Genomic DNA, 25,165 nt, shown 5'->3' on the forward strand with positions numbered 1-25,165 from the left:
GCGCCGCACCCCGCTCGCCCAAGTGTGACCATCATCTCCTTCGGATTCGGGTGTGTCCTGACTGGTCCGCACTGTCCGATTGGGCGCTGACCTGCGCTGATTCCCGCGAGAGGCTGTCAAGGTCTGTCAAGGCTCCGCGCGTTGGCGATCTTGATCGTTCTTGAATCGTTAGGTGGCCTGTGCTTAGTGTCCCTGGGCCCGGTCACGCCGGGCGCCGCAGGCCGTGACGCCGAATCCTGCCGCCGGCCTGGAGGGACACCGATCGTTCATCCGTCACACCGCAGGCAGGAGCGGGGGACCCACCACGACCGCCGGACCGCATCCGGCCGTGGCCGCCGTCCGTCCAGCCCAGGAACCGGACGGCTCGGGGTGAAGCGCGCGCGGCACCGCCGCGCCGCCGGGCCACTCACCGGCCCGAACCCGACAGCTCACCTCGCAGGCGTCGGTGAGGAGGTACGTCATGCTGTTCAAGGAGACGTTCAAGGGCAGCGGCCGCCACCGCCGTCCGTCCAAGGCGACCCGCGTCGCCACCGCGGCTGGCGTCACCGGCGCCGCCGTCGCCCTGCCGCTGATCAGCGCCAGCGGCGCGCAGGCCGCCTCCGTCGAGACCTGGGAGGCCGTCGCCCAGTGTGAGTCCGGCGGCGACTGGTCCATCAACACCGGCAACGGCTTCTACGGCGGCCTGCAGTTCACCCAGTCCAGCTGGGAGGCCGCGGGCGGCACCCAGTACGCGCCGCGCGCCGACCTGGCCACCAAGGACCAGCAGATCGCCACCGCCGAGGTGCTGCTGTCGATGCAGGGTCCGGGCGCCTGGCCCGTCTGCGGCGCGCAGGCCGGCCTGTCCGCGGGCGGCCCGGCGGCCGACGTGGACCCCAGCGGCGGCCAGGAGGCCACCGAGCCCGCTCCCGAGCCGGAGCAGGCCCCGGCCCAGACCCAGTCCGCCCCTGAGCCGGCGCCGCGTTCCGGCGGCTCCTCCTACACGGTGGTCGCCGGCGACACGCTGTCGGCCATCGCCGAGGCCCACGGCACCACCTGGCAGGCCATCTACGCCAGCAACAAGCAGGTCATCGGCGACGACCCGGACCTGATCTTCCCCGGCCAGGAGCTGAGCCTGTAAGGCATCTCACGCGCCGCCCGCCCGGGCGGCGCCCAACACCGCCCGGTGCCAGGCGCGTTCACGCGCCCGGCACCGGGTTTTCTTCCTCGATTAAACAAAAAGGGGGGTGCGGCGGCGAGCTGAGGAGCGACGGCGGGTCGCCCGCCGGTTAGTCTCTTCAGGGCGGAACCAGGAGTGAGTGACGCCCGACCGACATGACTGACATGAAGGAGACGCTCGTGCCGTCCATCGACGTCGTCGTAGCCCGGGAGATCCTCGACTCGCGCGGCAACCCCACGGTCGAGGTCGAGGTCGGCCTCGACGATCACAGCACCGGCCGCGCGGCGGTGCCCTCCGGCGCGTCCACCGGAGCGTTCGAGGCCCTGGAACTGCGGGACGGAGACGCCTCGCGCTACAAGGGCAAGGGTGTCGAGAAGGCGGTGCTCGCGGTCATCGAGCAGATCGGTCCGGAGCTGGTCGGCTACGACGCCACCGAACAGCGCCTGATCGACCAGGCGATGTTCGACCTCGACGCCACCGCCGACAAGTCCTCCCTCGGCGCCAACGCCATCCTCGGCGTCTCGCTCGCCGTGGCGCACGCCGCGTCGGAGTCGCGTGACCTGCCGCTCTTCCGTTACCTCGGCGGGCCGAACGCGCACCTGCTGCCCGTGCCGATGATGAACATCCTCAACGGCGGAGCCCACGCCGACTCCAACGTCGACATCCAGGAGTTCATGATCGCGCCGATCGGCGCCGAGTCGTTCTCCGAGGCCGTCCGCTGGGGCGCCGAGACGTACCACACGCTGAAGTCCGTGCTCAAGGAGCGCGGCCTGTCCACCGGCCTCGGCGACGAGGGCGGCTTCGCGCCCAGCCTGTCCTCCAACCGCGAGGCGCTGGACCTGATCGTCGAGGCCATCCAGAAGGCGGGCTACACCCCCGGCCAGGACATCGCGCTCGCCCTGGACATCGCCGCCACCGAGTTCTTCTCCGAGGGCTCCTACCGGTTCGAGGGCACCACCCGCAGCGCCTCCGAGATGACGGACTACTACGCCGAGCTGGTCGAGGCGTACCCGCTGGTCTCCATCGAGGACCCGCTGAGCGAGGAGGACTGGGACGGCTGGACGGCGCTGACGGCGCGGCTCGGCGACCGCATCCAGATCGTCGGCGACGACCTGTTCGTCACCAACCCCGAGCGGCTCCAGCGCGGCATCGACCAGAAGGCCGCCAACGCGCTGCTGGTCAAGGTCAACCAGATCGGCTCGCTGACCGAGACCCTGGACGCGGTCGAGCTGGCCCAGCGCAACGGCTTCAAGTGCATGATGTCCCACCGCTCCGGCGAGACCGAGGACGTCACCATCGCCGACCTGGCCGTCGCCACCAACTGCGGCCAGATCAAGACCGGCGCGCCGGCCCGCTCCGAGCGCGTGGCCAAGTACAACCAGCTCATGCGGATCGAGGAGATCCTCGACGACGCGGCGGTCTACGCCGGCCGGTCGGCGTTCCCCCGGTTCAAGGGCTGACGGCAGCTGACGGCGAGCGACAGCGAGGAGGCGCGGTCCAATGGCGGAGCGGTTCTCCACGGCGACGCGGCTGCGGGCGCTCGGCTCGCAGGCCGCCGCGCGGGTCTACCGGGCACAGAGCCGCAGGCTGCGGCGCCCGCCGCGGCGCAGCCGCCTGACCGGCCGGGCCGCGCTTCTCGCGCTCGTCGTCTGCGGGCTCGTCGTCGCGCTGGCGTATCCGCTGCGGCAGTACGTCTCCCAGCGCGCCGACATCGCCGACCAGCGCAGCGAACTGGAGCGGGCACGCGAGGAGGTGCGGGAACTGCGCGATCTCAAGGCCCGTTGGCAGGACCCTGCCTTCGTGGAGCGGCAGGCGCGTGAGCGGCTGCACTACGTCAGGCCGGGCGAGACGGCGTACATCGTGCCGGGCGCGGGCAGCGGCGCCGGGGCACCCGGGCTCGGCGACGACACGGACGCGGCCGAGCAGCCCTGGTATGACAACCTGTGGGACGGGGTCGACCGGGCGGACCAGTCCGGCTGAGCCGCGCCGCCCCGCCGCGGCGAGGCCCGTTCGCCTCCCCGGTGATCCCGCCGTCCGCCCGCAACCCGACCCGGGAGAGCGTCATGGAAGCCCCGACACCCGCCGACAAGGCCGTGGTCCGCGCGCAGCTCGGGCGCGAACCCCGCGCACTGCGCGGTGTGGCGCACCGCTGCCCGTGCGGCAACCCGGACGTCGTGGAGACCGCGCCGCGGCTGCCCGACGGCTCGCCGTTCCCGACCACCTTCTACCTCACGTGCCCCCGCGCGGCCTCCGCCATCGGCGGCCTGGAGTCGTCCGGCCTGATGAAGGAGATGACCGCGCGGCTCGCCCAGGACCCGGAACTGGCCGCCGCCTACCGCGCCGCCCACGAGGACTACCTGGCGCGGCGCGACGCCGTCGAGGTGCTGCCCGGCTTCCCGAGCGCGGGGGGCATGCCCACGCGCGTGAAGTGCCTGCACGCGCTGGTCGCCCACGCGCTGGCGGCCGGGCCCGGCGTCAACCCGTTCGGTGACGAGGCCCTGGCGAAGCTGCCCGAGTGGTGGCGCAAGGGTCCGTGCGTGCGGCTGGAGCCGGAGGAACCGGAAGATCCGGAGGAACCGGGGGCAGCCGAGGACACCCCGGGGCAGGGCGCGCGGCACGCAGACGACGAGGGAGCCACGGCATGAGGGCCGCCGCCATCGACTGCGGGACCAACTCCATCCGCCTGCTGGTCGCCGACGCCGACCCGGCCACCGGCGAGCTGACCGACCTGGAGCGCCGGATGGAGATCGTCCGGCTCGGCCAGGGCGTGGACCGCACCGGCCGCCTGGCGCCCGAGGCGCTGGAGCGGACGTTCGACGCGTGCCGCGCCTACGCCGCCGTGCTGCGGGAGTACGGCGTGACGCCCGGCCGGCTGCGCTTCGTGGCCACGTCCGCCTCGCGGGACGCGGAGAACCGCGACGAGTTCACCGCCGGGGTGAAGGACATCCTCGGCGTCGTGCCCGAGGTGATCTCGGGCGAGGAGGAGGCCGGGCTGTCGTACACCGGGGCCACCCGGGAGCTGGCCGGGCGGCTGGACGTCACCGCCCCGTTCCTGGTCACGGACATCGGCGGCGGGTCCACCGAGTTCGTGCTCGGCGACGGGTACGTGCGGGCGTCGCGCAGCGTGGACATCGGGTGCGTCCGGCTGACGGAGCGGCACCTGGCGGACGGCGCGGCGCGGTCAGGGCCCGTGCCGGCCGAGCGGATCGAGGCCATGACGGCCGACATCGACGCCGCGCTCGACGAAGCGGAGCGCGACGTGCCGCTGGCTGAGGCCGGCACCCTGGTGGGACTGGCCGGCTCGGTGACGACCGTCGCCGCCCTCGCACTGGGCCTGCGGGAGTACGACTCCGCCGCCATCCACCACGCCCGCGTCAGCCGGGAGCGGGTCGGGGAGATCACCCGCTGGCTGCTGGCCGCCACCCACGAGCAGCGGGCGGCGGTCCCGGTCATCCATCCGGGCCGGGTGGACGTCATCGGCGCCGGGGCGCTGGTGCTGTGGCGGATCATGGAGCGCACGGGCGCCGCCGAGGTCCTGGTCAGCGAGAAGGACATCCTGGACGGCATCGTGTGGTCGGTGGTCCCGGCGGCGCCGCAAGAGAGTTCGTGAAGTTTTTCACGTGATCCGCGGTGCACAGGCGGCCCTCCCGGCCGCCTTTTCCCGGCTTTCTCCCCGGTGCCGCCGGTTCCGGGAGAGTGACGCCGCTCACGGCGGCCGGAGCGCCGCGCAGGGCCGCTCGCTGACCTGGGACGATCCGGACGAGGCCGGGCAGGTCAGCAAAGAAGAGCGAAGTGTAGCAGAAACCCCGCGCCACCTTGTGAAGGGCCTCACGAGGACCCCCTAGGGGGCGGAGGGATACTCGGAGGCATGAGCACCACGGAGCGTCCCCGAATTCTCGTCGTGGGTGGCGGGTACGTCGGCCTGTACGCGGCCCGCAGGATTCTGAAGAAGATGCGCTACGGCGAGGCGACGGTCACCGTCGTCGACCCGCGCTCGTACATGACCTACCAGCCGTTCCTCCCCGAGGCGGCGGCAGGGAGCATCTCCCCGCGTCACGTCGTGGTGCCGCTGCGGCGAGTGCTCTCCAAGGCGGAGGTTCTCACCGGCCGTGTCACCGGCATCGACCAGGACCGCAAGGTCGCCACGGTCGCCCCGCTCGTCGGTGACTCCTACGAGGTCCCCTTCGACTACCTCGTGGTGGCGATGGGTGCCGTCTCCCGCACGTTCCCCATCCCGGGGCTCGCCGAGCACGGCATCGGGATGAAGGGCGTCGAGGAGGCCATCGGCCTGCGCAACCACGTGCTCGAGCAGCTCGACAAGGCCGACTCGACCCGGGACCCGGAGATCCGCCGCAAGGCGCTGACGTTCGTCTTCGTCGGCGGCGGCTTCGCCGGTGCCGAGACCATCGGCGAGGTCGAGGACATGGCGCGCGACGCCGCCAAGTACTACCCCTCCCTCTCGCGCGAGGATATGCGCTTCGTGCTCGTGGACGTGGCCGACCGGATCCTGCCCGAGGTCGGCCCGAAGCTCGGCGAGTGGGGACTGGAGCACCTGAAGAAGCGCGGCATCGAGGTGCACCTGAAGACGTCGGTTACCTCCTGCGTGGACGGACGCGTGGAGCTCAGCAACGGAGTGGTGGCCGACTCCAACACCATCGTGTGGACCGCGGGCGTCAAGCCCAACCCCGCCCTGGCGCGGCTGGGCCTGCCGCTCGGCCCCAAGGGCCACGTGGACACCGAGGCGACCCTCCAGGTCAAGGGGACGGACTACATCTGGGCGGCCGGGGACAACGCCCAGGTGCCCGACCTCGCCGCCCGGGCCGCCGGGCAGGAGAACGCCTGGTGCCCGCCGAACGCTCAGCACGCGCTGCGGCAGGCCAAGGTGCTCGGCGACAACGTCATCGCCGGGATGCGCGGATTCCCGCAGAAGGAGTACAAGCACGCCAGCCTCGGCGCCGTGGCGGGCCTCGGCCTGCACAAGGGCGTCGCGATGCTGCGGTTCGGCAAGCTGACGCTCCGGTTCCGCGGCCGCCTCGGCTGGTACCTGCACCGCGGCTACCACGGCCTGGCGGTGCCGACGTGGAACCGCAAGATCCGGGTCTTCGCCGACTGGACGCTCGGCATGTTCACCCGCCGGGAGGTCGTCTCCCTCGGCGCGGTGGAGAACCCGCGCGAGGAGTTCTACGAGGCAGCCGCCCCGGTGACGGCCGCCGCCCAGGCCAAGCAGGCCGGGAAGCGGGCCGAGGAGCGCGAGAAGCCGACCGCCAAGGCGGGCTGAGAACACCGGCCGGGGAGACCGGCCGAGGCCACAGGCGCAGACCCGGCGCCGGCTGCCCCGGGAGCCCTTGCCGGCCGCCCTTGCCGCGCCGCGCGTGTGCGGGGGTGTGCCGGGCCCCTCGTGGTGCGAAGGTGGGGGAAGCGGGAGGAATGTCCCGCTTCCCGTCTCCGCCGTGCCAGCCGCAAGGGAAGGTGACTCCCGTGGCCGACGCAACCGCAGCTGACAGGCTCGCCGCTCTCGCCGGGCAGCTCCTCGGCACCCCCTTGCCACTGCGCCTGCGGGCGTGGGACGGCAGTGAGGCGGGGCCGCCGGACGGGCCGGTGCTCGTGGTGCGGCACCGGCGGGCGCTGCGCCGGGTGCTGTTCCGCCCCGGCGAACTCGGGCTGGCCCGCGCCTGGGTGGCCGGCGAGGTGGACGTCGACGGCGACCTGTTCGCCGCGCTGGAACGGCTGGAGCGTCTCGCCGGCCCGCGCGCCGGCGCCGGACGGCGGCGCGGCCTGCCGCAGGCGCCGCCGCGCGCGCTCCTGCGGGCGGCCCGCGAACTGGTGACGCTCGCCGGTGCGCTGCCCGTTCCGCCGCCGCCCCCGCGCCAGGAGGTGCCCCGGTCGCGGCGCACGCTCAGGCACCGCGGCAAGGCCCATTCCCCGCGCCGCGACCGCCAGGCCGTCAGCCACCACTACGACGTGGGCAACGAGTTCTACGAGCTGGTGCTCGGGCCGTCCCTGGTCTACTCATGCGCGGTGTGGGAGCCGGGCACCACCTCCCTGGAGCGGGCGCAGGCCGCCAAGCTTGACCTGATCTGCCGCAAGCTCGCGCTGCGCGAGGGCCAGCGGCTCCTCGACGTCGGCTGCGGCTGGGGCTCGCTCGTGCTGCACGCCGCCGAGCGGTACGGGGTCAGGGCCGTCGGCATCACGCTCTCCGCGGAGCAGGCGGCCCGCGCCCGGCGCCGCGTGGCCGCGGCCGGGCTGGCGGACCGGGTCGAGATCCGGATCCAGGACTACCGGGAGACGGACGACGGGCCGTTCGACGCCATCGCCTCGGTCGGCATGGCCGAGCACGTTGGCGCGGCGCGGTACCGCCAGTACGCGACGCGGCTGCACGGGCTGCTGCGGGAGGGCGGCCGGCTGCTCAACCACCAGATCGCGCGGCCGCCGTGGCACGACGAGTCCGCCTACCGCATCGATCCGTTCATCGACGCCTACGTCTTCCCGGACGGTGAACTCGCCCCGGTCGGCAGCACCGTGGACCTCCTGGAGCGCGCGGGATTCGAGGTGCGGGACGTGGAGTCGCTGCGGGAGCACTACGCGCTGACGCTGCGCGCCTGGGTGCGCAACCTCCAGGACAACTGGAAGCGGGCCGTGTCGCTGGCCTCGCCCGCCCGTGCCCGGATCTGGCTGCTGTACATGGCGGCGTCAACGCTGGCGTTCGAACGGGCCCGCATCGGCGTCAACCAGATCCTGGCGGTGCGCACGGCGCCGGACGGCGCCTCCGGGCTGCCGCTGCGGCCCCGCGCCTGGACAGAACCGGCGTAGCCGGGGGGCGGGTTGACCGCGCCGCCCGGCGTGCGGGGGGAAGGCCGCGCTACCATCTCTCTGAGTGCACGTGCATGCGCGGAGTGAGTTTGCGTCATTCCTGCGCCGGGGGGCGGCGCACGCGGGCGGCCGTGGCTGCGACATCGTCGCTGACACGCCATCAGGGGCTCATAAAATCAGACAACATCGCTTTGCGTACTCGCTGTTCGGGTGGTCGTCCCGGTTAAGCTCGATGAGCACGCCCCCACGGCGCGCGCACGCTCGAACGGCCTGGGATCTGTGCCCGGATGGTGGAATGCAGACACGGTGAGCTTAAAACTCGCTGGCCTTCGGGCCGTGCCGGTTCAAGTCCGGCTCCGGGCACCCCACGGCCGTCCGCCGCGCCCGTCCTGAGCTCCGACCCGCCTGTGCCCGGCGGAATCTGACGCTCCGTTGCCGTGTCCGGCGCCCGCGTGGCACCCGTGTTGCCGTGCCCGTGCCGCCGGTGCCCCGCCGGTTCGTCCCGCGGTCCCTTTGGGCCGGTGCGCAGCGGCTCCGCGGCACCCGGCGGCCCGCGGGGCCACCGGCCGGCCCACCGGAGGGACAACCGGAGGGGCAACCGGAGAAGCCGGAGAAGAACGCCGCGGGAACCCCGGCGGGCCACCCCGGGGAGGGACGGCCGTCAGCCCCGCCGCCGCACGCGGGTGAAACCGTTTCCCGCCTGGAACAGCGAGGGCCTTCCGTTCGTTTTTACGAGTGCACTACCGTGCGTTCTTTGCTAACGCATTACTCTGGTAGTCGAGGTCGTGCCGTGCGGCCATGGAGGAGAGAGATGAGGAGCAGCAACCCGGTCTTCACGCGTCGGGGCTTCAGTCGGGATGGCGGCTACGCCGGCTTCAACGCCGGGCCGCAGCTCCAGACGGGCATGCCCCACGCCCCTACCAATCCCTACGCCCAGCCGGGTAACCCCTACGCGCCGCAGGTGGGCCCGGGCGGTGTGATCCCCGGTGCCCCGGCGCGCCCCGGCGTGATGACCATCGACAGCGTCGTCTCCCGGACGGCGATCACCCTGGGCACCGTCGTCGTGGCGGCCGCCGCGGCCTGGCTGAGCGACATGCCGGTCGGCCTCGGCGTCGTGTTCGCCCTGGCGGCCATGGGTCTGGCGCTGTGGCAGTCCTTCCGGCGCGAGCCCTCGCCCGCGCTGATCATTGGCTACGCGGCCCTCGAGGGCCTGTTCCTCGGCACCATCAGCAGCGCCATTAACCAGTACGCACCCGGCGCGGCGATGCAGGCGGTCCTGGGCACGATGGCGGTCTTCGCCGGCGTGCTGTTCATGTACAAGCAGCGGATCATCCGGGTCAACGCCCGCTTCACCCGCTTCGTGATGGCCGCCGCCATCGGCTTCATCCTGCTGTCGGCGGTCAACCTGATCGTCGCCCTGATCGGCGACGGCAACGGCCTGGGCCTGCGTGACGGCGGCCTCGGCATCCTGTTCGGTCTCGCCGGCATCGTTCTCGGCGCCTGCTTCCTGGCGCTGGACTTCAAGATGGTCGAGGACGGCATCGCCTACGGCGCTCCCGAGAAGGAGTCGTGGCTGGCCGCCTTCGGTCTGACCCTGACGCTGGTGTGGATCTACATGGAGTTCCTGCGCCTGGTCGCCATCCTTCAGGGCGAGTGACGACAGCCCGCCTGTGCACACGGCCGGAGGGCCCGGGTTCCGACCCGGGCCCTCCGGCCGTTTTCCGTTCTCCGTTGTCCGTTTTCCCTTATCCGTCTCCGTCCTCCGTCCGCCCCGGCCGCCTCGCGGGCCGGCCCGCTCAGGGCCGCCAGCCGCGCAGCAGCGCCGCGGCCTCGGCCGCGGGGCCGCCCGACGGCGGTGTCCCGGCGCGCCGCAGCGCCTCGGACAGGTCGTGTCCGGTGACGGCGACCTGGTCGGCCACCACGAAGATCCCCAGGTCCGGCACCTCGGGCGGTGCCGCGTCACCGTGCCCCTCCAGCTCCCAGGCACGCCGCGCCAGCTCCCGGGCCAGGCGCAGCCCGCGCGCGGCGGCACCGCGCCGCAGCACGCTCTCCGGCAGCGCACGGAGGCGGTCGCTGACCGCCTCCACCGCCGCGTCGAACTCCTCGAGCGCCGTCACCGTGCCCACCGGGCCGCCCGCTCAGGAGGAGCTCGGCGTCGTCACGACGCGGTCGGCCAGCACGTACAGGTTCTCCTCGCCGCACGAGAACGTCAGGGCGTAGGCGCCCGAGATGCCCGAGCCGCCCATCAGCACCGGCGCCTGCCCGGCGCGCACGGCAGCCGCGAGCCGCTCGGCCACGTCCTGGTGGCTGGGAGCAAGGCACATGGTGGTGCCGTCGGCGAAGCGGAAGACGTCGAGCGTGCCCAGCGGCCCCGGCTGGACGTCCGCCAGCGGCGTGCGGGACTCGGCCAGCCACGCCAGGCGGTCGGCCGTGCGCTGCTGCTCGCCGACCGGCTCCCCGGTGAGCGTGTAGCCGGGGTGCGAGGGGTGGCGCCGCCGCGCCGCCGCCAGTTCGGCGGGCTCGGCGTGGTCCTCGGGGGACCCGGTCTCTTCCGGCTCCCCGGGAGCGTCGCTGCCGCCGGTCTCCTCGGCCTGGGGGCTCTCCGGCTCCGCGGCGTGGGCGGCGCGCGCCGCCTCGACGGCGTCCACGATGCCAGCGGCATCGGCGGCGTCCAGCGCCGAGACGCCGTCCTGCTGGCGCGGCAGCGGGCCGCCCTCGCGGGCGGCGGGGGAGCGGTGCACGCCGTCGCTGAGCAGGTAGCGCTCCAGCAGTGCGTCGAGCAGCTCGTCGTCCGCCTCGTCAGGGACGTCGTAGTCCAGGTGCGTTCCCAGGTGCGCGTCCAGGAGCGCGCCGGGGCCATCGCCGCCGCGGGCGTCGTGCTCCGCCCAGTACGCGCGGGCCTCCGCCAGCTCGCGTTCCCGCTCGGCGGCGAGCGCCTCGGTCACGGCCGCGCGGATCTCCTCCGGGCCAGGCGCGGGGCGCGCCGCGGGAACCGGGCGGCGCGCGAGGTCGGCGCGCAGCTCGGCGAGTTCGCCGCGCATGCGGCGGGCGGTGTGCAGGACAGCGACGCCGAGGCCGACGGCGGTGCCTGCGGTCGCCAGCAGGATGACGGATATGGCGCTCACGGACTCGCTCCCAGTGCTCTTGCGTCCCTGATTTCTTATCTCAGGTTTCCGCGGCGCGACTACGGGGTGCAGTGCGAAACGTCATGAATCGGACAGGTACTTCGTCCCGGGACGTTCGTCACTCCCGCGCTGAGCTGGGACTGAGCTGGGAAGACGCGCGCCGATCCGGCGTGCATCACATCACGGGCCCGCTTCGGTATCGCTGGCATATACCCGGGCCGCGGCGGTCCCGGCCGGACGGCCGCCCCCGCCGTGGGCCGTCGCCGGCTGCCGGCGGCGCCGCGTCAGCCGCGCCCAGGGCGTGCGCCGCCCCGGAGCCCGCGCCGCCGTGACCTCCGTGCCGCTCTCCGCGGCGGCCCGCGCCGCGGCGTGCGCCACCGGCATCACACGCTCGTGCGGCGCCGTCCCGGGCAGCCGCTCCTCCGGCCAGACGCCGAGCGCGGCGCACAGCGTCGGCAGGATCGCCATCGCCGCCGTGGCGTACCCCTCGGCGGAGGGGTGGTACCGGTCCGGGCCGAACAGCTCCCTCGGGTTCGCGGCGAACTCCGGTCCGAGCAGCGCGCCCAGCGACACCGTCCTGCCGCCCAGCTCCACGACGGCGATCGTCTGCGCCGCCGCCAGCTGACGGCACAGCCGCCGCGCGATCCACCGCAGCGGCTCCCCGACGGGCTCCACCGAGCCCAGGTCGGGGCAGGTCCCGACGATCACCTGGCAGCCCGCGGTGCGCAGCCGCGTCACCGCGTCGGCCAGGTACTTCACCGAGCGGGCGGGGGAGACGCGGCCGGTCACGTCGTTCGCCCCGATGATGATCACGCACACGTCGGGGACGGGAGCGCGGCCCGGCTCGGTCAGCAGCAGCGAGACCTGGCGCTCCAGATCGTCCGACCGGGCGCCGGGAAGCGCGACGCTGTGCAGCTCGACGGGGCGCTCGGACACAGCGGCCAGCCCGTTGGCCAGCAACGCCCCGGGCGTCTGCGAGGCGCGCTGGACGCCCTGGCCGGCCGCGGTGGAGTCGCCGAGCATCGCCAGCCGCCAGGGCGGCCTGGCGGTGGCGGAGAACGCCGTGCCGTAGACGCCGTCGGCCACCGGCGGCTCGTCGTGGCTGCCGGTGCCCAGGCGGCGCCGGGCATACTGCACCTCGGTCAGCACCAGCCCGATGGCCGCGCCGCCGAGGAGGCTGATCCCGCCGCCCCCGTAGGCAGCGGCGGTCGCGATTCTGCGTGCCACCCTCGCCCTCGACATGACCCGTCCGCCTCCCGTCCCGTTGTGTGTACGTCCTGTGGTGAGCCCTCACCAGGTGTGGTGCCCACCCCGGCGGCCGGACCAACGCCGCGGGGCGGGCCGGGTCGAGCCGGGACAGCGCGGGGTAATGCTGGAGCGACGCTTGCGCACGAGCGACAGCCGGGCACTAGGGTGCGGACAACCTGCTCAGACACGGAGACCCACGTGCAGTATCACGAGTCGATGATCGACCTGGTCGGCAACACCCCGCTGCTGCGACTCGGACGAGTGACGTCCGGCATCCGGGCCACAGTGCTGGCCAAGGTCGAGTACTTCAATCCCGGCGGTTCGGTGAAGGACCGCATCGCGCTGCGGATGATCGAGGCGGCGGAGCGCTCGGGCGAGCTGCGCCCCGGCGGCGTCATCGTCGAGCCGACCTCCGGCAACACCGGCGTCGGCCTGGCGATCGTGGCCCAGCAGAAGGGCTACCGCTGCATCTTCGTCTGTCCCGACAAGGTCTCCACGGACAAGATCAACACGTTGCGGGCGTACGGCGCCGAGGTGGTGGTCTGCCCCACGGCCGTGGCGCCCGAGCACCCGGACTCGTACTACAACGTCTCCGACCGGCTGGTCAGGGAGACGCCGGGCGCGTGGAAGCCCGACCAGTACAGCAACCAGAACAACCCGCTCTCCCACTACGAGACGACCGGCCCCGAGGTGTGGCGGCAGACCGACGGCCGCATCACCCACTTCGTCGCGGGCATCGGCACCGGCGGCACGATCAGCGGGACCGGGCGCTACCTGAAGGAGGTCAGCGGCGGCCGGGTACGGATCATCGGAGCCGACCCGGAGGGCTCGGTGTACTCGGGCGGGACCGGCCGCCCGTACCTGGTCGAGGGCGTCGGCGAGGACTTCTGGCCGCAGGCGTACGACCGCAGCGTGCCCGACGAGATCGTGGCCGTCTCCGACCGCGACTCCTTCCAGATGACCCGGCGGCTGGCGCGCGAGGAGGGCCTGCTGGTCGGCGGCTCCTGCGGCATGGCCGTGTCCGCGGCGCTGACCGTCGCGCGCCGCCTGCCGCCCGAGGAGGCGGAGGAGGCCGTGATGGTCGTGCTGCTGCCGGACGGCGGCCGCGGCTACCTCAGCAAGATCTTCAACGACGACTGGATGGCGGACTACGGCTTCCTGGAAGGCGGGGAGCCGGAGCAGCGCGTCGGCGACGTGCTGCGGCGCAAGCAGGGCGACATCCCCTCGCTGGTGCACATGCACCCCGACGAGACGGTCGGCCAGGCCATCGAGGTGCTGCGGGAGTACGGCGTCTCACAGATGCCGGTGGTCAAGCCGGGCGCCGGGCACCCGGACGTCAAGGCGGCGGAGGTCGTCGGCGCCGTAGCGGAACGGGAGCTGCTGGACGCGCTGTTCACCCGGCGCGCCTCCCTGAACGACCCGCTGGAGCAGCACATGAGCCCCCCGCTGCCGCTGGTCGGTTCCGGCGAGCCGGTGGCGGACCTGATGACGGTGCTGCGCGGCGCCGACGCGGCCGTCGTGCTCGTGGAAGGAGAACCGGTGGGGGTCGTCAGCCGGCAGGACCTGCTGGCCTTCCTGGCGGGCGAGTGACGCCCGGTTCCCCGGTCTGCGGGGTTCCGATGCCCAAGTGTCACGGACGGGCAACGCGTCGTTAACAGCCGTCCGGCACAGTATTCGGTGTTGGCACCAAGGACCTCCGGAGCGGCTCCCGGACCTCCCTGGTCGCCCGGACGCGAGGCCCCGACCCGGCCCGCGTCCCCGCGGGGACCGCCGTCGTCCCGCCCCTGGTGAGTACACCGGGGTGCGGCGGTCCCCGCCAGTCTTTCTGCCCGGCCCGTGCGGCCGGGCCCGGCGGGTGTTCTCTCCGCACGGGTCAGCGCGCCGGTCAGCCCCAGTTGTCGTGCTCACCGCCGCGCCGCGACCGGCCCCACGCGTAGCAGGCGTTGACGCCGACGATGCCGATCCAGCAGGTGAGCAGCCCGGCCAGGCCGGTCTGGGCGGCGGCGATGGCCGACAGCGGAATCGCCAGCACCATCGACAGGGCCGCCAGGCCGAAGGCGGGGCCGGGGCCGTGCGGTTCCACGCCCCCTTGCGGCTGGCGGCCGCCGCGCGCGATCACCATCTGCTGCTCCGCGAGCTGCCGTCGTACCCGTTTCTCCACTGTCGCGTCGATGCGTTGTTCCACCTTTTCGAGGAACGACTCGATGAGCTCGGACTCGTACGCCTCTCCGAGCTCCTTGCGCGTCTGCACAGCGGCGTTGAGATCACCCTTGAGATCGGTCTCGTGGTCCATCTCGGGGTCGCGGGCACTCATCATGCCCACACGGTACGGCCCCGGCCCGGGCGGCAACACTGCGGATAACCCCCCTTTAACCCCCCTTCTCACCACTGGGCCTCCGGTACGTCCCCTCCCGCTTCCTCAACCAGCCCGGCCAGCGTCTGCGGGCGGCGGATCACCGTGAAGGCGACGGCATCGTCCGGGCCGCCCGGCGCGGCCAGCCGGAACCCGTACACGCCGGGGCGCGGCAGCGCGTTGTAGCCGAACGGCGTGGACGGGTAGTAGGCGCCGGTGTCCAGGAGGGCGACGACGTCACCGGGTGCGAGCGGCGGCAGCGGCCGGTCGCGGGCCACCAGGTCACCCGCGAAGCAGCACGGGCCCGCCACGTCCTGCCGCAGCGGCCCGCCGGTCTTGGGCACGCCGTCCGGCCCGTAGGCGGCCACGCGCAGCGGCCAGGAGGACGGCGCGAACACCGTGCGGACCGCGACCTGCGCCCCGGCGTGCGTGACGGCGATCGGGCGGCCGCCCGCCGACTTGGTGTACTCCACGCGCGCCAGGATCGTGCCGGACTTGGCCAGCAGGGACCGGCCGAACTCCGTCACCAGGCCGTACCGGCCGTCGAAGAGGCCGGGAACCTCGCGGCGCAGCAGCCGGGCGTAGTCAGCGAAGGAGGGGGTGGTCTCCTCGGACGCGAAGTTCACCGGCAGGCCGCCCCCGATGTCGAGGGTGTCCACCTGGCGGCGGCCCGCGGCCCGGTTGATCTCCTCGGCCAGGCCGTACAGGGCGCGCACTCCCTCGGCCATCCGCTCCAGCGGAATGCCCTGGGAGCCGGTGTGACAGTGCAGCCGGGTCAGCCAGGGACGCTCGGCGAAGGCACGCAGCACCCAGTCGCGGGCGCCGGGGTCGGCGAGCGGGACGCCGAACTTCGACGTGGCCGTCGCGGTGGCCATCGCGTCGATGCTGCCGCCGCCGACCTGCGGGTTGACGCGCAGGCCGAGCGGCCCGTGGCCGGGCGCGCCGGGGACCAGACCGTCGAGGCGGTCCAGTTCCTGCGGGCTGTCGGCGTTGAGGGCGATGCCCAGCGCCAGCGCCTGGCGCAGCTCGGACGGGGTCTTGGCGGGCGAGTCCAGGACGATGCGGTCCGCCGCAATCCCGGCGGCCCGCGCGAGCGCCAGCTCACCCGGGCTGGCGACCTCGCAGCCGATGCCGAGGCCGCCGAGGAACCGCAGCACGGGCACCAGCGAGCACGCCTTGACGGCGAAGGTGTGCGTCACCCGCTGGCCGGGCGCGGCGACCTCCGCGAAGGCAGCATGGAGAGCGGAGGCGCTCTCACGGATGTCCTGCAGGTCGAGCAGCGCGGCGAGCGGTGCGTCGTCGGTCAGCAGGCGGCGGGCCAGCGCCGCCCGCACGGCCATATCGCGCCTTACGCGCCGGGAAGGATCCACCATGGAGACAGCCAAGCACGGCGGGAGGGCACGATGACAGAATCCGCCGCGGCGCGGGCGCCCGGGCCGCGTAACGTGCGCGCGCCGCGCGGGAGCACGCTGACCGCCCGGGGCTGGCCGCAGGAGGCTGCGCTGCGGATGCTGCACAACAACCTGGACCCGGAGGTGGCCGAGCACCCGGAGCGGCTCGTCGTCTACGGCGGGGCGGGCAAGGCCGCCCGCGACTGGCGCTCGTTCGACGCCATGGTCCGCACGCTGGCCACGCTGCGGGACGACGAGACCATGCTGGTGCAGTCCGGGCGGCCCGTCGGGGTGATGACGACGCACGAGTGGGCGCCGCGTGTCCTGATCGCCAACGCCAACCTGGTGGGGGAGTGGTCCACCTGGGAGGAGTTCCGCCGCCTGGAGCAGCTGGGGCTGACGATGTACGGGCAGATGACGGCGGGCTCGTGGATCTACATCGGCACGCAGGGGATCCTCCAGGGCACCTACGAGACGTTCGCCGCGGTCGCGGCCAAGCGGTTCGGCGGCTCGCTGGCGGGCACGCTCACGCTGACCGCCGGGCTCGGCGGCATGGGCGGGGCCCAGCCGTGGGCCGTCACGATGAACGGCGGCGTGGTGCTGTGCGTCGACTGCGACGAGCGGGCGATCAGGCGCCGCATGGACCACGGCTACCTCGATGCCTGCGCCGGCTCCCTCGACGAGGCGCTGCGGCTCACCGAGCGGGCCCGGAGCGAGCGGCGCCCGCTGTCGGTCGGCCTGCGGGGCAACGCGGCGGACGTGGTGCCCCGCCTGCTCGCCATGGGCGCCCCCGTGGACATCGTCACCGACCAGACCAGCGCGCACGATCCGCTGACCTACCTGCCGCTGGGCGTCGACCACGCGGACATGGCCGCCTACGCCCGGGAGCGGCCCGCGGAGTTCACCCGCCGGGCCCGCGAGTCCATGGCCGTCCACGTCGAGGCCATGGTGGGTTTCCAGGACGCCGGGGCCGAGGTCTTCGACTACGGCAACTCGATCCGCGGCGAGGCCGCTGCCGCCGGGTACGAGCGCGCCTTCGCCTTCCCCGGCTTCGTCCCCGCGTACATCCGGCCGCTGTTCTGCGAGGGCAAGGGCCCGTTCCGCTGGGTCGCCCTCAGCGGCGACCCGCGCGACATCGCCGCCACGGACCGCGCTGTGAAGGAGCTCTTCCCCGGCAACGAGGCGCTGGTCCGGTGGCTCACGCTGGCTGGGGAACGCGTCCGCTTCCAGGGCCTGCCCGCCCGCATCTGCTGGCTCGGTTACGGGGAGCGCGACCGTGCCGGGGAGCGGTTCAACGACATGGTCGCCCGGGGCGAGCTGGCCGCCCCGGTCGTCATCGGCCGGGACCACCTGGACTGCGGGTCGGTCGCCTCTCCCCACCGCGAGACCGAGGCCATGCGCGACGGCTCGGACGCCATCGCCGACTGGCCGCTGCTCAACGCCATGGTCAACGTCGCCTCCGGGGCCTCCTGGGTGTCGGTCCACAACGGCGGCGGGGTCGGCATCGGCCGCTCCCTGCACGCGGGCCAGGTGACGGTCGCCGACGGCACCCCGCTGGCGGCGGAGAAGATCCGCCGGGTCCTCACCAACGACCCCGCCACCGGCGTCCTGCGCCACGCGGACGCCGGCTACGAGGCCGCCGAGGAGGTCGCCGCCGAGCGGGGCGTCCGCCTGCCCATGCGCGAAACCGCGCGCGAGGAGGCGCCATGACCGCGCAGGGGCAGGGGGACGGGCGGGCGGCGGCGCACCCGGCGGCACACCCGGAAGCAGCGGAGTCGTTCCGCCGGATGTGGGCCCGGCTGCTCCCCGTCGGCCGCGACCGGCGGACTGGGGGCTACCGCCGGTTCGCCTGGACCGCCGCGGACGCGGAGTGCCGCGCGTGGTTCCGTGAGGAGGCGCAGGACCGAGGGCTTGCTTACGAGGTGGACCGCAACGGCAACCAGTGGGCCTGGTACGGCGACCCGGACGCGCCCGGCGCCATCGTCACCGGCTCCCACCTGGACTCGGTCCCCAGCGGCGGCGCCTATGACGGGCCGCTCGGCGTCGTCTCCGGCTTCGCCGCGCTCGACGGGCTGCGCGCCCGCGGCGTGACGGGACCCCCGCTCGCCGTGGTCAACTTCGCCGACGAGGAAGGCGCCCGCTTCGGCGCCCCCTGCGTCGGCTCCCGGCTGGCCTGCGGGCTGCTCGACCCCGAAGCCGCGCGCGGCCTGCGGGACGCCGACGGCGTCACCCTTGCCGAGGCCATGCGCCGCGCCGGCCACCGCCCCGAGACGCTCGGCCCGGATCCCAAGCGGCTCGGTCGCGTCGCCGCGTTCGTCGAACTCCACATCGAGCAGGGGCGGGCGCTGCACCGCACCGGCCACGCCGTGGGGGTCGCCTCCGCCATCTGGCCCCACGGCCGCTGGCGCCTCGTCTTCCACGGCGAGGGCAACCACGCCGGCACCACCCTGCTGGAGGACCGCCACGACCCGATGCTGACCTTCGCCCACACCGTCCTGGCCGCGCGCAAGAAGGCCCGGCAGGCCGGGGCGCTGGCCACCATCGGCAAGGTCGCGGCGGAACCCGGCGGCGTCAACGCCATCCCCTCGGCGGTCACCGCCTGGCTCGACGCCCGCGCTCCCGACCCCGCGACGCTCACGGAGTTCATCGCCGCCGTCGAGACCTCCGCCGCCGAACGCGGCCGCCGCGACGGCGTGACGGTCAGCGTCACCGCCGAGTCCCGCACGCCCGCTGTCTCCTTCTCCGCCGGGCTGCGCCAGCGGATCGCCGCCTGCCTGGGCGGCGTCCCCGTGCTGCCTACCGGCGCGGGCCACGACGCCGGTGTCCTGGCGACAGCGCTCCCCGCGCCCGTGCCCGCCGCGATGCTGTTCGTCCGCAATCCCAGCGGCGTCTCGCACGCCCCCGGCGAGCACGCCGAGGAGGCCGACTGCCTGGCGGGCGTCGCCGCCCTGACCCGCGCGCTCCAGGAGCTGCTGACCGGCCGCTGCGACGAGGCGGAGGCACCCGGATGACACTGAGCGAGCAGACCTACTGGGCCGAGCACGCCTGGCTCAACGGCACGGTCGAGCCGGGCGTCGTCATCGCGTGCGGCCGCTCCGGGCTGATCACCCGCGTCGACACGGACGTCCCGGAGCCGCCGGCCGGTGCCGTGCCGCTGCCGGGGCTGACCCTGCCGGGTCTGGCCAACGCCCACAGCCACGTCTTCCACCGGGCGCTGCGAGGGCTCACCCAGACCGGCGGCGGCACCTTCTGGACCTGGCGGCAGGCCATGTACACCCTCGCCGCCCGGCTCACGCCCGACAGCCTCTTCGCCCTGGCCAGCGCCGTCTACGCCGAGATGGCGCTGGCCGGGATCACCTGCGTCGGCGAGTTCCACTATGTGCACCACCAGCCGGGCGGCACCCCCTACGAGGAGCCGAACGCCATGGGCGAGGCGCTCATCGCCGCCGCCGCCGAGGCCGGCATCCGCATCACCCTGCTCGACGCCTGCTACCTGTCCTCCGGCTTCGGCGAGCCGCCCACCCGCCCCCAGCTGCGCTTCAGCGATGGCACCGCCGGGGCCTGGGCCGCGCGGGCGAGCGCCCTCACGGGCAACGCCACCACCAGGATCGGCGCCGCCCTCCACTCCGTGCGGGCCGTGCCCGCCGGGGACCTCGCCACCGTCGCCGCCTGGGCCGCCGAGCGCCGCGCCCCGCTGCACCTGCACCTGTCCGAGCAGCCCGCGGAGAACGACGCCTGCCTGCGCGCCCACGGCCGCACCCCCGCCCGGCTGCTGGCCGACCACGGGGTGCTCGGCCGCGGCACCACCGCCGTGCACGGCACCCACCTCACCGACGAGGACATCGCGCTGCTCGGCCGGCACGGCACCACCGTCTGCCTGTGCCCCACGACCGAACGGGACCTCGCCGACGGCATGGGCCCGGCCGCCCGGCTGCGGGCGGCGGGCAGCCCGCTGTGCCTGGGGACCGACAGCCACGCCGTCATCGACCTGTTCGAAGAGGCCAGGGCCGTCGAGCACCACGAGCGGCTGGCCCGCCGCACCCGCGGCCACTTCACCGCCTCCCAGCTGCTGCGCGCCGCCAGCGAGGAGGGCCACGCCGCCCTGGGCTGGCCCGAGGGCGGCCGCCTGGAGGCGGGGGCGCTGGCCGACCTCACCACCCTCACGCTCGACTCCGTCAGGACCGCCGGGCCGCCGCCCCGGCTCGGCGCCGAGACCGCCGTCTATGCCGCCACCGCCGCCGACGTGCGCCACACCGTCGTCGCCGGGCGGCACATCGTCCGCGACGGCGGCCACCAGCTCGTCCACGACGCGCCGCGGCAGCTGCGGCAGGCGATCGGCCGGCTGTGGCACGACCGCTGAGCCGGGCGCCGGCCGCCGCGCCCGGGGAGCAGGAGGAGGCCATCCCCGCTTGACCAGCACCGACAGCACCGACAGCACCGACAGCACCGGCAGCACCGGCAGTACCGGCAGCAGCGCCGGCAGCCTCGCGATCACCCGCATCGGCACCCTCGTCACCAACGATCCCTCCCTCGGCGCCGGCCCGCTGGGCGTCCTGACCGACGCGGCGCTCGTCATCGACGGCGGCCGCGTCGCCTGGGCCGGCACGACCAGCAAAGCACCCGCCACTGACAGTCACCTCGACGCGGCGGGCCGGGCCGTGATCCCCGGCTTCGTCGACTCCCACACCCACCTGCTGTTCGACGGCGACCGGGCCGGGGAATTCGCCGCGCGGATGGCGGGCCGCCCCTACACCGCCGGGGGCATCTATGCCACGGTTGCCGCGACCCGGCAGGCCAGCGACGCCCGGCTCGCCGGCCGCCTCACCGCCCTGCTCCGGGAGGCACTCGCCCAGGGCACCACCACCGTGGAGACCAAGTCCGGCTACGGCCTCACCGTCGCGGACGAGGCCCGCGCGCTGCGGGTCGCCCGCCAGCACACCGAGGAGACCACGTTCCTCGGCGCCCACGTGCCCGCGCCCGGCACCACGCCGGAGGAGTACGTCGAGACCGTTACCGGCCCCATGCTCGACGCCTGCGCGCCGCATGCCCGCTGGATCGACGCGTTCTGCGAGCGCGGCGCCTTCGGGCCCGGCCAGGCCCGCGCCGTCCTGGCCGCCGGCGCCGCCCGCGGCCTGGTCCCGCGGCTGCACGCCAGCCAGCTCGGCCCGGGGCCCGGCGTGCGCCTGGCGGTCGAGCTGGGCGCGGCGTCCGTCGACCACTGCACCTACCTGACGGACGAGGACGTGGACGCGCTGGCCCAGGCCCGCGGCCGCACGGTCGCCACGCTGCTGCCGGGCTGTGAGTTCTCCACGCGCTCGCCCTACGCCGACGCCCGCCGCCTGCTGGACGCCGGCGCCACCGTCGCGCTGGCCACGGACTGCAACCCGGGCTCGTCCTTCACCAGCTCCATGCCGTTCTGCCTCGCCCTGGCCGTGCGGGAGATGGGGATGACGCCCGACGAGGCGCTGTGGGCGGCCACGGCGGGCGGCGCGGCGGCCCTGCGCCGCCGGGACGTCGGGCGCCTGGCCCCCGGCTGCCGGGCCGATCTCGTGCTGCTGGACGCGCCCTCCCACGTCCACCTCGCCTACCGCCCCGGCGTGCCGCTGGTCCGCCAGGTGTTCCGCGGCGGCCTGCCGGTTGTCAGCGGGGCGTGAGAGCATCCACGGTGAGCATGCGTGCGAGGGGGCACGCGGATCAGGGGGTGCGAGCGTATGAGGCACGGCTTCGCGCGGCTGTGGGCCGCCAGCGGCCTGTCCAACGTGGCGGACGGCCTGGGCGCCGTCGCCTTCCCGTGGCTGGCGACGACGCTCACGGACAGCGCGTTGCTCATCGCGCTGACGGGCGTGGCGACGCGGCTGCCGTGGCTGCTGTTCAGCCTCCCGGCGGGGGTGCTGGCCGACCGGCTCGACCGGCGGCGGGTGATGGTGACGATGAACGCCGCGCGCGGCATTGTGCTGGCGGCGCTGGCGCTGCTGACCGCCGCCGGCGGCCTTACGCTGCCGCTGCTGTACGCCGGCGCGCTGCTGCTCGGCTTCGCCGAGGTCCTCGTGGACAACACCTCGCAGGTCATCCTGCCCGCGGTCGTCGGCAGGGACGGCCTGGAGCGGGCCAACGGCCGCCTGATGGCGACGCATTTCGTAGCCGAGGACTTCGGCGGGCGCCCCCTCGGCGGTGTGCTGGTCGGCGCCGCGCTCGCCCTGCCGTTCGCCGCCGGGGCGGGCCTGGTGTCGGTCGCGGCCGTGCTGCTGCTCACGCTGCGCGGCAGTTTCCGTGCCATACCCGGGCCGTCCGGCCCTCCCGGCGCGGGCCGGGAGTCCGGGCGGCGGAGCATGCGCGCCGAGATGGCCCAGGGCGTGCGCTGGCTGTGGCGGCACCCGCTGCTGCGCCCGCTGGCCGTCACGCTCGCCGTGGTCAACGGCGCCAGCCAGGCCGGCATGGCCGTCTATGTGCTGTACGCCCAGGAGCTGCTGGACCTTGGCGCCGTCGGGTTCGCCGTCCTCGGTTCGGCCTTCGGGGCCGGCGGCGTGATCGGCGGCCTGGTGGCGGAGGCGGTGAGCAGGCGGCTGGGCCGGGCCCGGTCCCTGGTCCTGCTGGTGGTGGTGTGGACGGCCGCGTACGCGGTCATGGGCCTGGTGGCGCAGGCGTACGTCGTGGCGGTGGCCATGGCGGCGACCGGCGTCGTCGCCGTGCTGTGGAACGTGGTGACCGTCTCGATGCGCCAGACCCTCGTCCCCGACCATCTGCTCGGCCGGGTCAACAGCGCCTACCGGCTGCTCGGCTGGGGCGCCATCCCGCTCGGCATGGCGGCCGGCGGCGGCCTGGTCACGCTGGTCGAGACGCTGGCGAGCCGGGAGGCGGCGCTGCGCGCTCCGTATCTGGTCGCGGCGGCGGCCAGCCTGGGGCTGCTGCTGTACGTCCGGCGGCACCTGAACGCCGCCGCGATCGCGCGGGCCTACGCCGCCGGCGCGGACGCCCCGCCCGCGCCCGCCCCGGCGCGGCCGCGCGAGGAAGCCTAGCGGCGGCCGCCCGCCGCCCAGGCCTCGGCCTTGTCCCGTTCCGGCTGGGGCAGGTACCCGGCCGCGGCGATCAGGCGGGGCCGCAGCTCGGGCGCCGTGGTCTGGGCCCGGAACAGGAAGGACACCGACACCTCGTGCCGGGGCGGCGCAGCACCTCGATGCGGTCACCGGCGCGTACCTCGCCCGGCTCGATGACGCGGAAGTAGGCGCCGGGGGCCGCCTCGTCCGTGAAGCGCCTGATCCAGCCCGCTTCCTGCAGCCAGTCGGCGAAGGTGCGGCAGGGCAGGCGGGGCCGGGTCGCCTCCAGCACCAGGTCGCGGCCGACGCGCCAGCGTTCGCCGACGAGGACGCCGGAGACGTCGACGCCCGTGATCGTCAGGTTCTCGCCGAAGACGCCGCTGGGCAGCTCGCGTCCCAGGGTGCGTTCCCAGCGGTCGAGGTCCTCCCGGGCATAGGCGTAGACGGCCTGGTCGGTGCCGCCGTGGTGCCGCAGGTCGCACACGGCGTCCCCCGCGAGTCCGCTGCCCCCGTGGCCGCGCGGCCCCGGCTCGGCGACGGCGACGGGGCCCGCGACGGGCCGCTTGTCGATGCCGGTCAGCCCGCTCGGCGCGGCGGTGGCGGCGGCGGCCGAGGCCTTGCCGACGTTGACGGACAGCACCTGGGGGGTCGCGCCCTGCGCGCGGGGATCGTGCGGCATGCCCGCCACCATAAGGGCGCCCCGCCGGGCGGCGGGGCGGGGACGAAGCGCGGCGGTGCAGCGGGGGCAGGCACGGGAAAACGGCTGCCCCGTGCGTTCCGCCCGGCGCGCCCGTCGCGCTGGCCTGGCGGAACGCACGGAACAGCCGTCAGCCACGGTGCCGTGCCGGACGCGCCGGAGGTGCCGGCCGTCCTGCCGGGGTCATTCCTCGATCATCAGGCCGCGCCGCAGCCGGCCGAGGGTTCTGGCGAGCAGGCGGGAGACGTGCATCTGCGAGATGCCCAGCTCCTCACCGATCTCCGACTGGGTCATGTTCGCCACGAAGCGCAGCGAGAGTATCTTCCGGTCGCGCGGCGACATCTCGGCGATCAGCGGCTTGAGGGACTCGATGTACTCGATGCCTTCGAGGCCGTGATCCTCATACCCGATGCGGTCGGCGAGCGCGCCCTCGGCGTCGTCCTCTTCGGGCTGGGCGTCCAGCGAGCTGGCGGTGTACGCGTTGGACGCGGCCATCCCTTCGACGACCTCGTCCTCGCTGAGGTTCAGCCGCTCCGCGAGCTCGGCCACGGTCGGCGCGCGGTCCAGCTTCTGCGCCAGTTCGTCCCCGGCCTTGGCCAGGTCGAGCCGCAGCTCCTGGAGCCGGCGCGGGACCCGGACCGACCAGGAGGTGTCGCGGAAGAAGCGCTTGATCTCGCCCACGATCGTCGGCATCGCGAACGTGGGGAACTCCACACCGCGGTCGGCCTCGAACCGGTCGATCGCCTTGATCAGTCCTATGGTGCCGACCTGGACGATGTCCTCCATCGGCTCGCTGCGCGAGCGGAAGCGGGAGGCGGCGAACTTGACGAGGGCGAGGTTCAGCTCGACCAGGGTGTTCCGCACGTAGGCGTACTCGTGCGTGCCCTCTTCGAGAACCTTCAGCCGCGAGAACAGGCTTTTGGACAGCGCCCGCGCGTCGAGCGGCTCCACCTCGTCGAACGGTGGGATCTCCGGCAGCGATGCCAGGAAGTCGCCGGTGCCGGCGCCCGCGTCGTGCGGCGGCTCGGCGGAACCGAGCTGCCGGGGCACCTCCGGCCGCGTGGGCAGGGAGTCGGGCGACGCCGCTGTGGTGGCGGCGTCAGTGCCGCCGTCCGTCGTCTGCGGATCGCCGGTCTGGGGGGCGGGTGACATGTGTGTCCTCCGTAATGTTTCGGCATATGGCTGCCGAGGCCATGACGTGCGGTGTAGTTGCGGCGCCTCCAAAGCCGGCTCGGAAATATCGGGTGTCTTCACTACGCCTACCGGTCCCCCGCCGGACATGGCAAGTCTGCTACGCCCGAATTCGGAGGAATGTCAGTCCTGTTAGGGTGTCAGGAGGGGGCGCTTAGGG

General features: G+C 74.1%; 20 protein-coding genes, 1 tRNA gene, 1 pseudogene and 1 riboswitch. Of the genes and pseudogenes, 15 read left to right on the plus strand and 7 right to left on the minus strand.

The window, feature by feature from the left end:
• Nucleotides 1-261: 261 nt before the first annotated feature.
• Nucleotides 262-457: riboswitch (cyclic di-AMP (ydaO/yuaA leader) on the plus strand.
• Nucleotides 458-460: 3 nt separating this feature from the next.
• From JK356_RS05865 to JK356_RS05905, 9 genes are all read left to right on the plus strand, one after another.
• The gene (locus tag JK356_RS05865; protein ID WP_201866473.1) at nucleotides 461-1,117 is read left to right on the plus strand and encodes a transglycosylase family protein; all 657 of its coding nucleotides are present in this window, start codon (nucleotides 461-463) and stop codon (nucleotides 1,115-1,117) included.
• 218 nt (nucleotides 1,118-1,335) lie between these two features.
• The gene (eno, locus tag JK356_RS05870) at nucleotides 1,336-2,616 is read left to right on the plus strand and encodes a phosphopyruvate hydratase (protein WP_201866769.1); all 1,281 of its coding nucleotides are present in this window, start codon (nucleotides 1,336-1,338) and stop codon (nucleotides 2,614-2,616) included.
• A 40-nt stretch (nucleotides 2,617-2,656) separates the two neighbouring features.
• Nucleotides 2,657-3,136: a septum formation initiator family protein gene (locus tag JK356_RS05875; RefSeq protein ID WP_201866474.1), complete on the plus strand. Its 480-nt coding sequence runs from the start codon at nucleotides 2,657-2,659 to the stop codon at nucleotides 3,134-3,136.
• Nucleotides 3,137-3,219: 83 nt separating this feature from the next.
• Nucleotides 3,220-3,801 (plus strand): DUF501 domain-containing protein, encoded by a 582-nt coding sequence (locus JK356_RS05880; protein ID WP_201866475.1) that lies wholly within the window; start codon nucleotides 3,220-3,222, stop codon nucleotides 3,799-3,801.
• Nucleotides 3,798-4,766, plus strand: a complete 969-nt coding sequence (locus JK356_RS05885; RefSeq protein ID WP_201866476.1) for a Ppx/GppA phosphatase family protein — start codon at nucleotides 3,798-3,800, stop codon at nucleotides 4,764-4,766. Before JK356_RS05880 ends, JK356_RS05885 begins: the two co-directional genes overlap by 4 nt.
• Before the next feature lie 258 nt (nucleotides 4,767-5,024).
• Complete coding sequence (locus JK356_RS05890; RefSeq protein WP_201866477.1) at nucleotides 5,025-6,434, plus strand: NAD(P)/FAD-dependent oxidoreductase; 1,410 nt, start codon at nucleotides 5,025-5,027, stop codon at nucleotides 6,432-6,434.
• A gap of 149 nt (nucleotides 6,435-6,583) precedes the next feature.
• Nucleotides 6,584-7,966, plus strand: a complete 1,383-nt coding sequence (locus JK356_RS05895; RefSeq protein WP_201866478.1) for a class I SAM-dependent methyltransferase — start codon at nucleotides 6,584-6,586, stop codon at nucleotides 7,964-7,966.
• Between the two features lie 281 nt (nucleotides 7,967-8,247).
• A tRNA-Leu gene (locus tag JK356_RS05900) sits at nucleotides 8,248-8,329 on the plus strand.
• Nucleotides 8,330-8,777: 448 nt separating this feature from the next.
• On the plus strand, nucleotides 8,778-9,623 hold the full coding sequence (locus JK356_RS05905; protein WP_201866479.1) for a Bax inhibitor-1/YccA family protein: 846 nt from the start codon (nucleotides 8,778-8,780) through the stop codon (nucleotides 9,621-9,623).
• Between the two features lie 139 nt (nucleotides 9,624-9,762).
• On the opposite strand, the gene JK356_RS05910 is transcribed toward JK356_RS05905, so the two are convergent.
• The 3 genes from JK356_RS05910 to JK356_RS05920 form a co-directional block, all read right to left on the minus strand.
• Entirely contained in the window at nucleotides 9,763-10,083 is a 321-nt protein-coding gene (locus tag JK356_RS05910) for a hypothetical protein (protein ID WP_201866480.1), read from the minus strand.
• Nucleotides 10,084-10,104: 21 nt separating this feature from the next.
• A complete protein-coding gene (locus JK356_RS05915; RefSeq protein WP_201866481.1) occupies nucleotides 10,105-11,091 on the minus strand; it encodes a hypothetical protein in 987 nt (328 codons plus the stop codon).
• Between the two features lie 180 nt (nucleotides 11,092-11,271).
• The gene (locus tag JK356_RS05920) at nucleotides 11,272-12,333 is read right to left on the minus strand and encodes an SGNH/GDSL hydrolase family protein (RefSeq protein ID WP_201866482.1); all 1,062 of its coding nucleotides are present in this window, start codon (nucleotides 12,331-12,333) and stop codon (nucleotides 11,272-11,274) included.
• A gap of 204 nt (nucleotides 12,334-12,537) precedes the next feature.
• Between JK356_RS05920 and JK356_RS05925 the strand changes: the two genes are divergently transcribed.
• The gene (locus JK356_RS05925) at nucleotides 12,538-13,929 is read left to right on the plus strand and encodes a cystathionine beta-synthase (protein ID WP_201866483.1); all 1,392 of its coding nucleotides are present in this window, start codon (nucleotides 12,538-12,540) and stop codon (nucleotides 13,927-13,929) included.
• Nucleotides 13,930-14,224: 295 nt separating this feature from the next.
• Here JK356_RS05925 and JK356_RS05930 read toward each other — a convergent pair whose 3' ends face one another.
• Complete coding sequence (locus JK356_RS05930) at nucleotides 14,225-14,653, minus strand: hypothetical protein (protein WP_201866770.1); 429 nt, start codon at nucleotides 14,651-14,653, stop codon at nucleotides 14,225-14,227.
• A 68-nt stretch (nucleotides 14,654-14,721) separates the two neighbouring features.
• Nucleotides 14,722-16,032, minus strand: a complete 1,311-nt coding sequence (locus tag JK356_RS05935) for a diaminopimelate decarboxylase (protein WP_374100614.1) — start codon at nucleotides 16,030-16,032, stop codon at nucleotides 14,722-14,724.
• Between the two features lie 63 nt (nucleotides 16,033-16,095).
• Here JK356_RS05935 and hutU point away from each other — a divergent pair, with 63 nt between their 5' ends.
• From hutU to JK356_RS05960, 5 genes are all read left to right on the plus strand, one after another.
• Nucleotides 16,096-17,793, plus strand: a complete 1,698-nt coding sequence (gene hutU / locus JK356_RS05940) for a urocanate hydratase (protein WP_201866485.1) — start codon at nucleotides 16,096-16,098, stop codon at nucleotides 17,791-17,793.
• Between the two features lie 77 nt (nucleotides 17,794-17,870).
• Nucleotides 17,871-19,094: an allantoate amidohydrolase gene (locus JK356_RS05945; protein WP_201866771.1), complete on the plus strand. Its 1,224-nt coding sequence runs from the start codon at nucleotides 17,871-17,873 to the stop codon at nucleotides 19,092-19,094.
• Nucleotides 19,091-20,443, plus strand: coding sequence for a formimidoylglutamate deiminase (locus JK356_RS05950; protein ID WP_201866486.1), 1,353 nt, complete (start codon nucleotides 19,091-19,093; stop codon nucleotides 20,441-20,443). Before JK356_RS05945 ends, JK356_RS05950 begins: the two co-directional genes overlap by 4 nt.
• A 130-nt stretch (nucleotides 20,444-20,573) precedes the next feature.
• The gene (gene hutI / locus JK356_RS05955) at nucleotides 20,574-21,737 is read left to right on the plus strand and encodes an imidazolonepropionase (RefSeq protein ID WP_307815451.1); all 1,164 of its coding nucleotides are present in this window, start codon (nucleotides 20,574-20,576) and stop codon (nucleotides 21,735-21,737) included.
• A gap of 57 nt (nucleotides 21,738-21,794) precedes the next feature.
• Nucleotides 21,795-23,099 carry an MFS transporter gene (locus JK356_RS05960; protein WP_201866488.1) on the plus strand — a complete coding sequence of 435 codons (1,305 nt, stop codon included), beginning with the start codon at nucleotides 21,795-21,797 and terminating at the stop codon, nucleotides 23,097-23,099.
• Here the strand turns inward: JK356_RS05960 and JK356_RS05965 are convergent.
• Together JK356_RS05965 and JK356_RS05970 are read right to left on the minus strand one after the other, a co-directional pair.
• Nucleotides 23,096-23,796 (minus strand): annotated as a pseudogene (locus JK356_RS05965) (MOSC domain-containing protein). The gene JK356_RS05960 and the pseudogene JK356_RS05965 sit on opposite strands and share 4 nt — an antisense overlap.
• Before the next feature lie 201 nt (nucleotides 23,797-23,997).
• Nucleotides 23,998-24,966, minus strand: a complete 969-nt coding sequence (locus tag JK356_RS05970; protein ID WP_236670843.1) for an RNA polymerase sigma factor SigF — start codon at nucleotides 24,964-24,966, stop codon at nucleotides 23,998-24,000.
• Between the last annotated feature and the right edge of the window lie 199 nt (nucleotides 24,967-25,165).

The sequence above is a fragment of the Streptomyces sp. 7-21 genome, assembly GCF_016741785.1.
GTDB lineage: Bacteria > Actinomycetota > Actinomycetes > Streptomycetales > Streptomycetaceae > Streptomyces.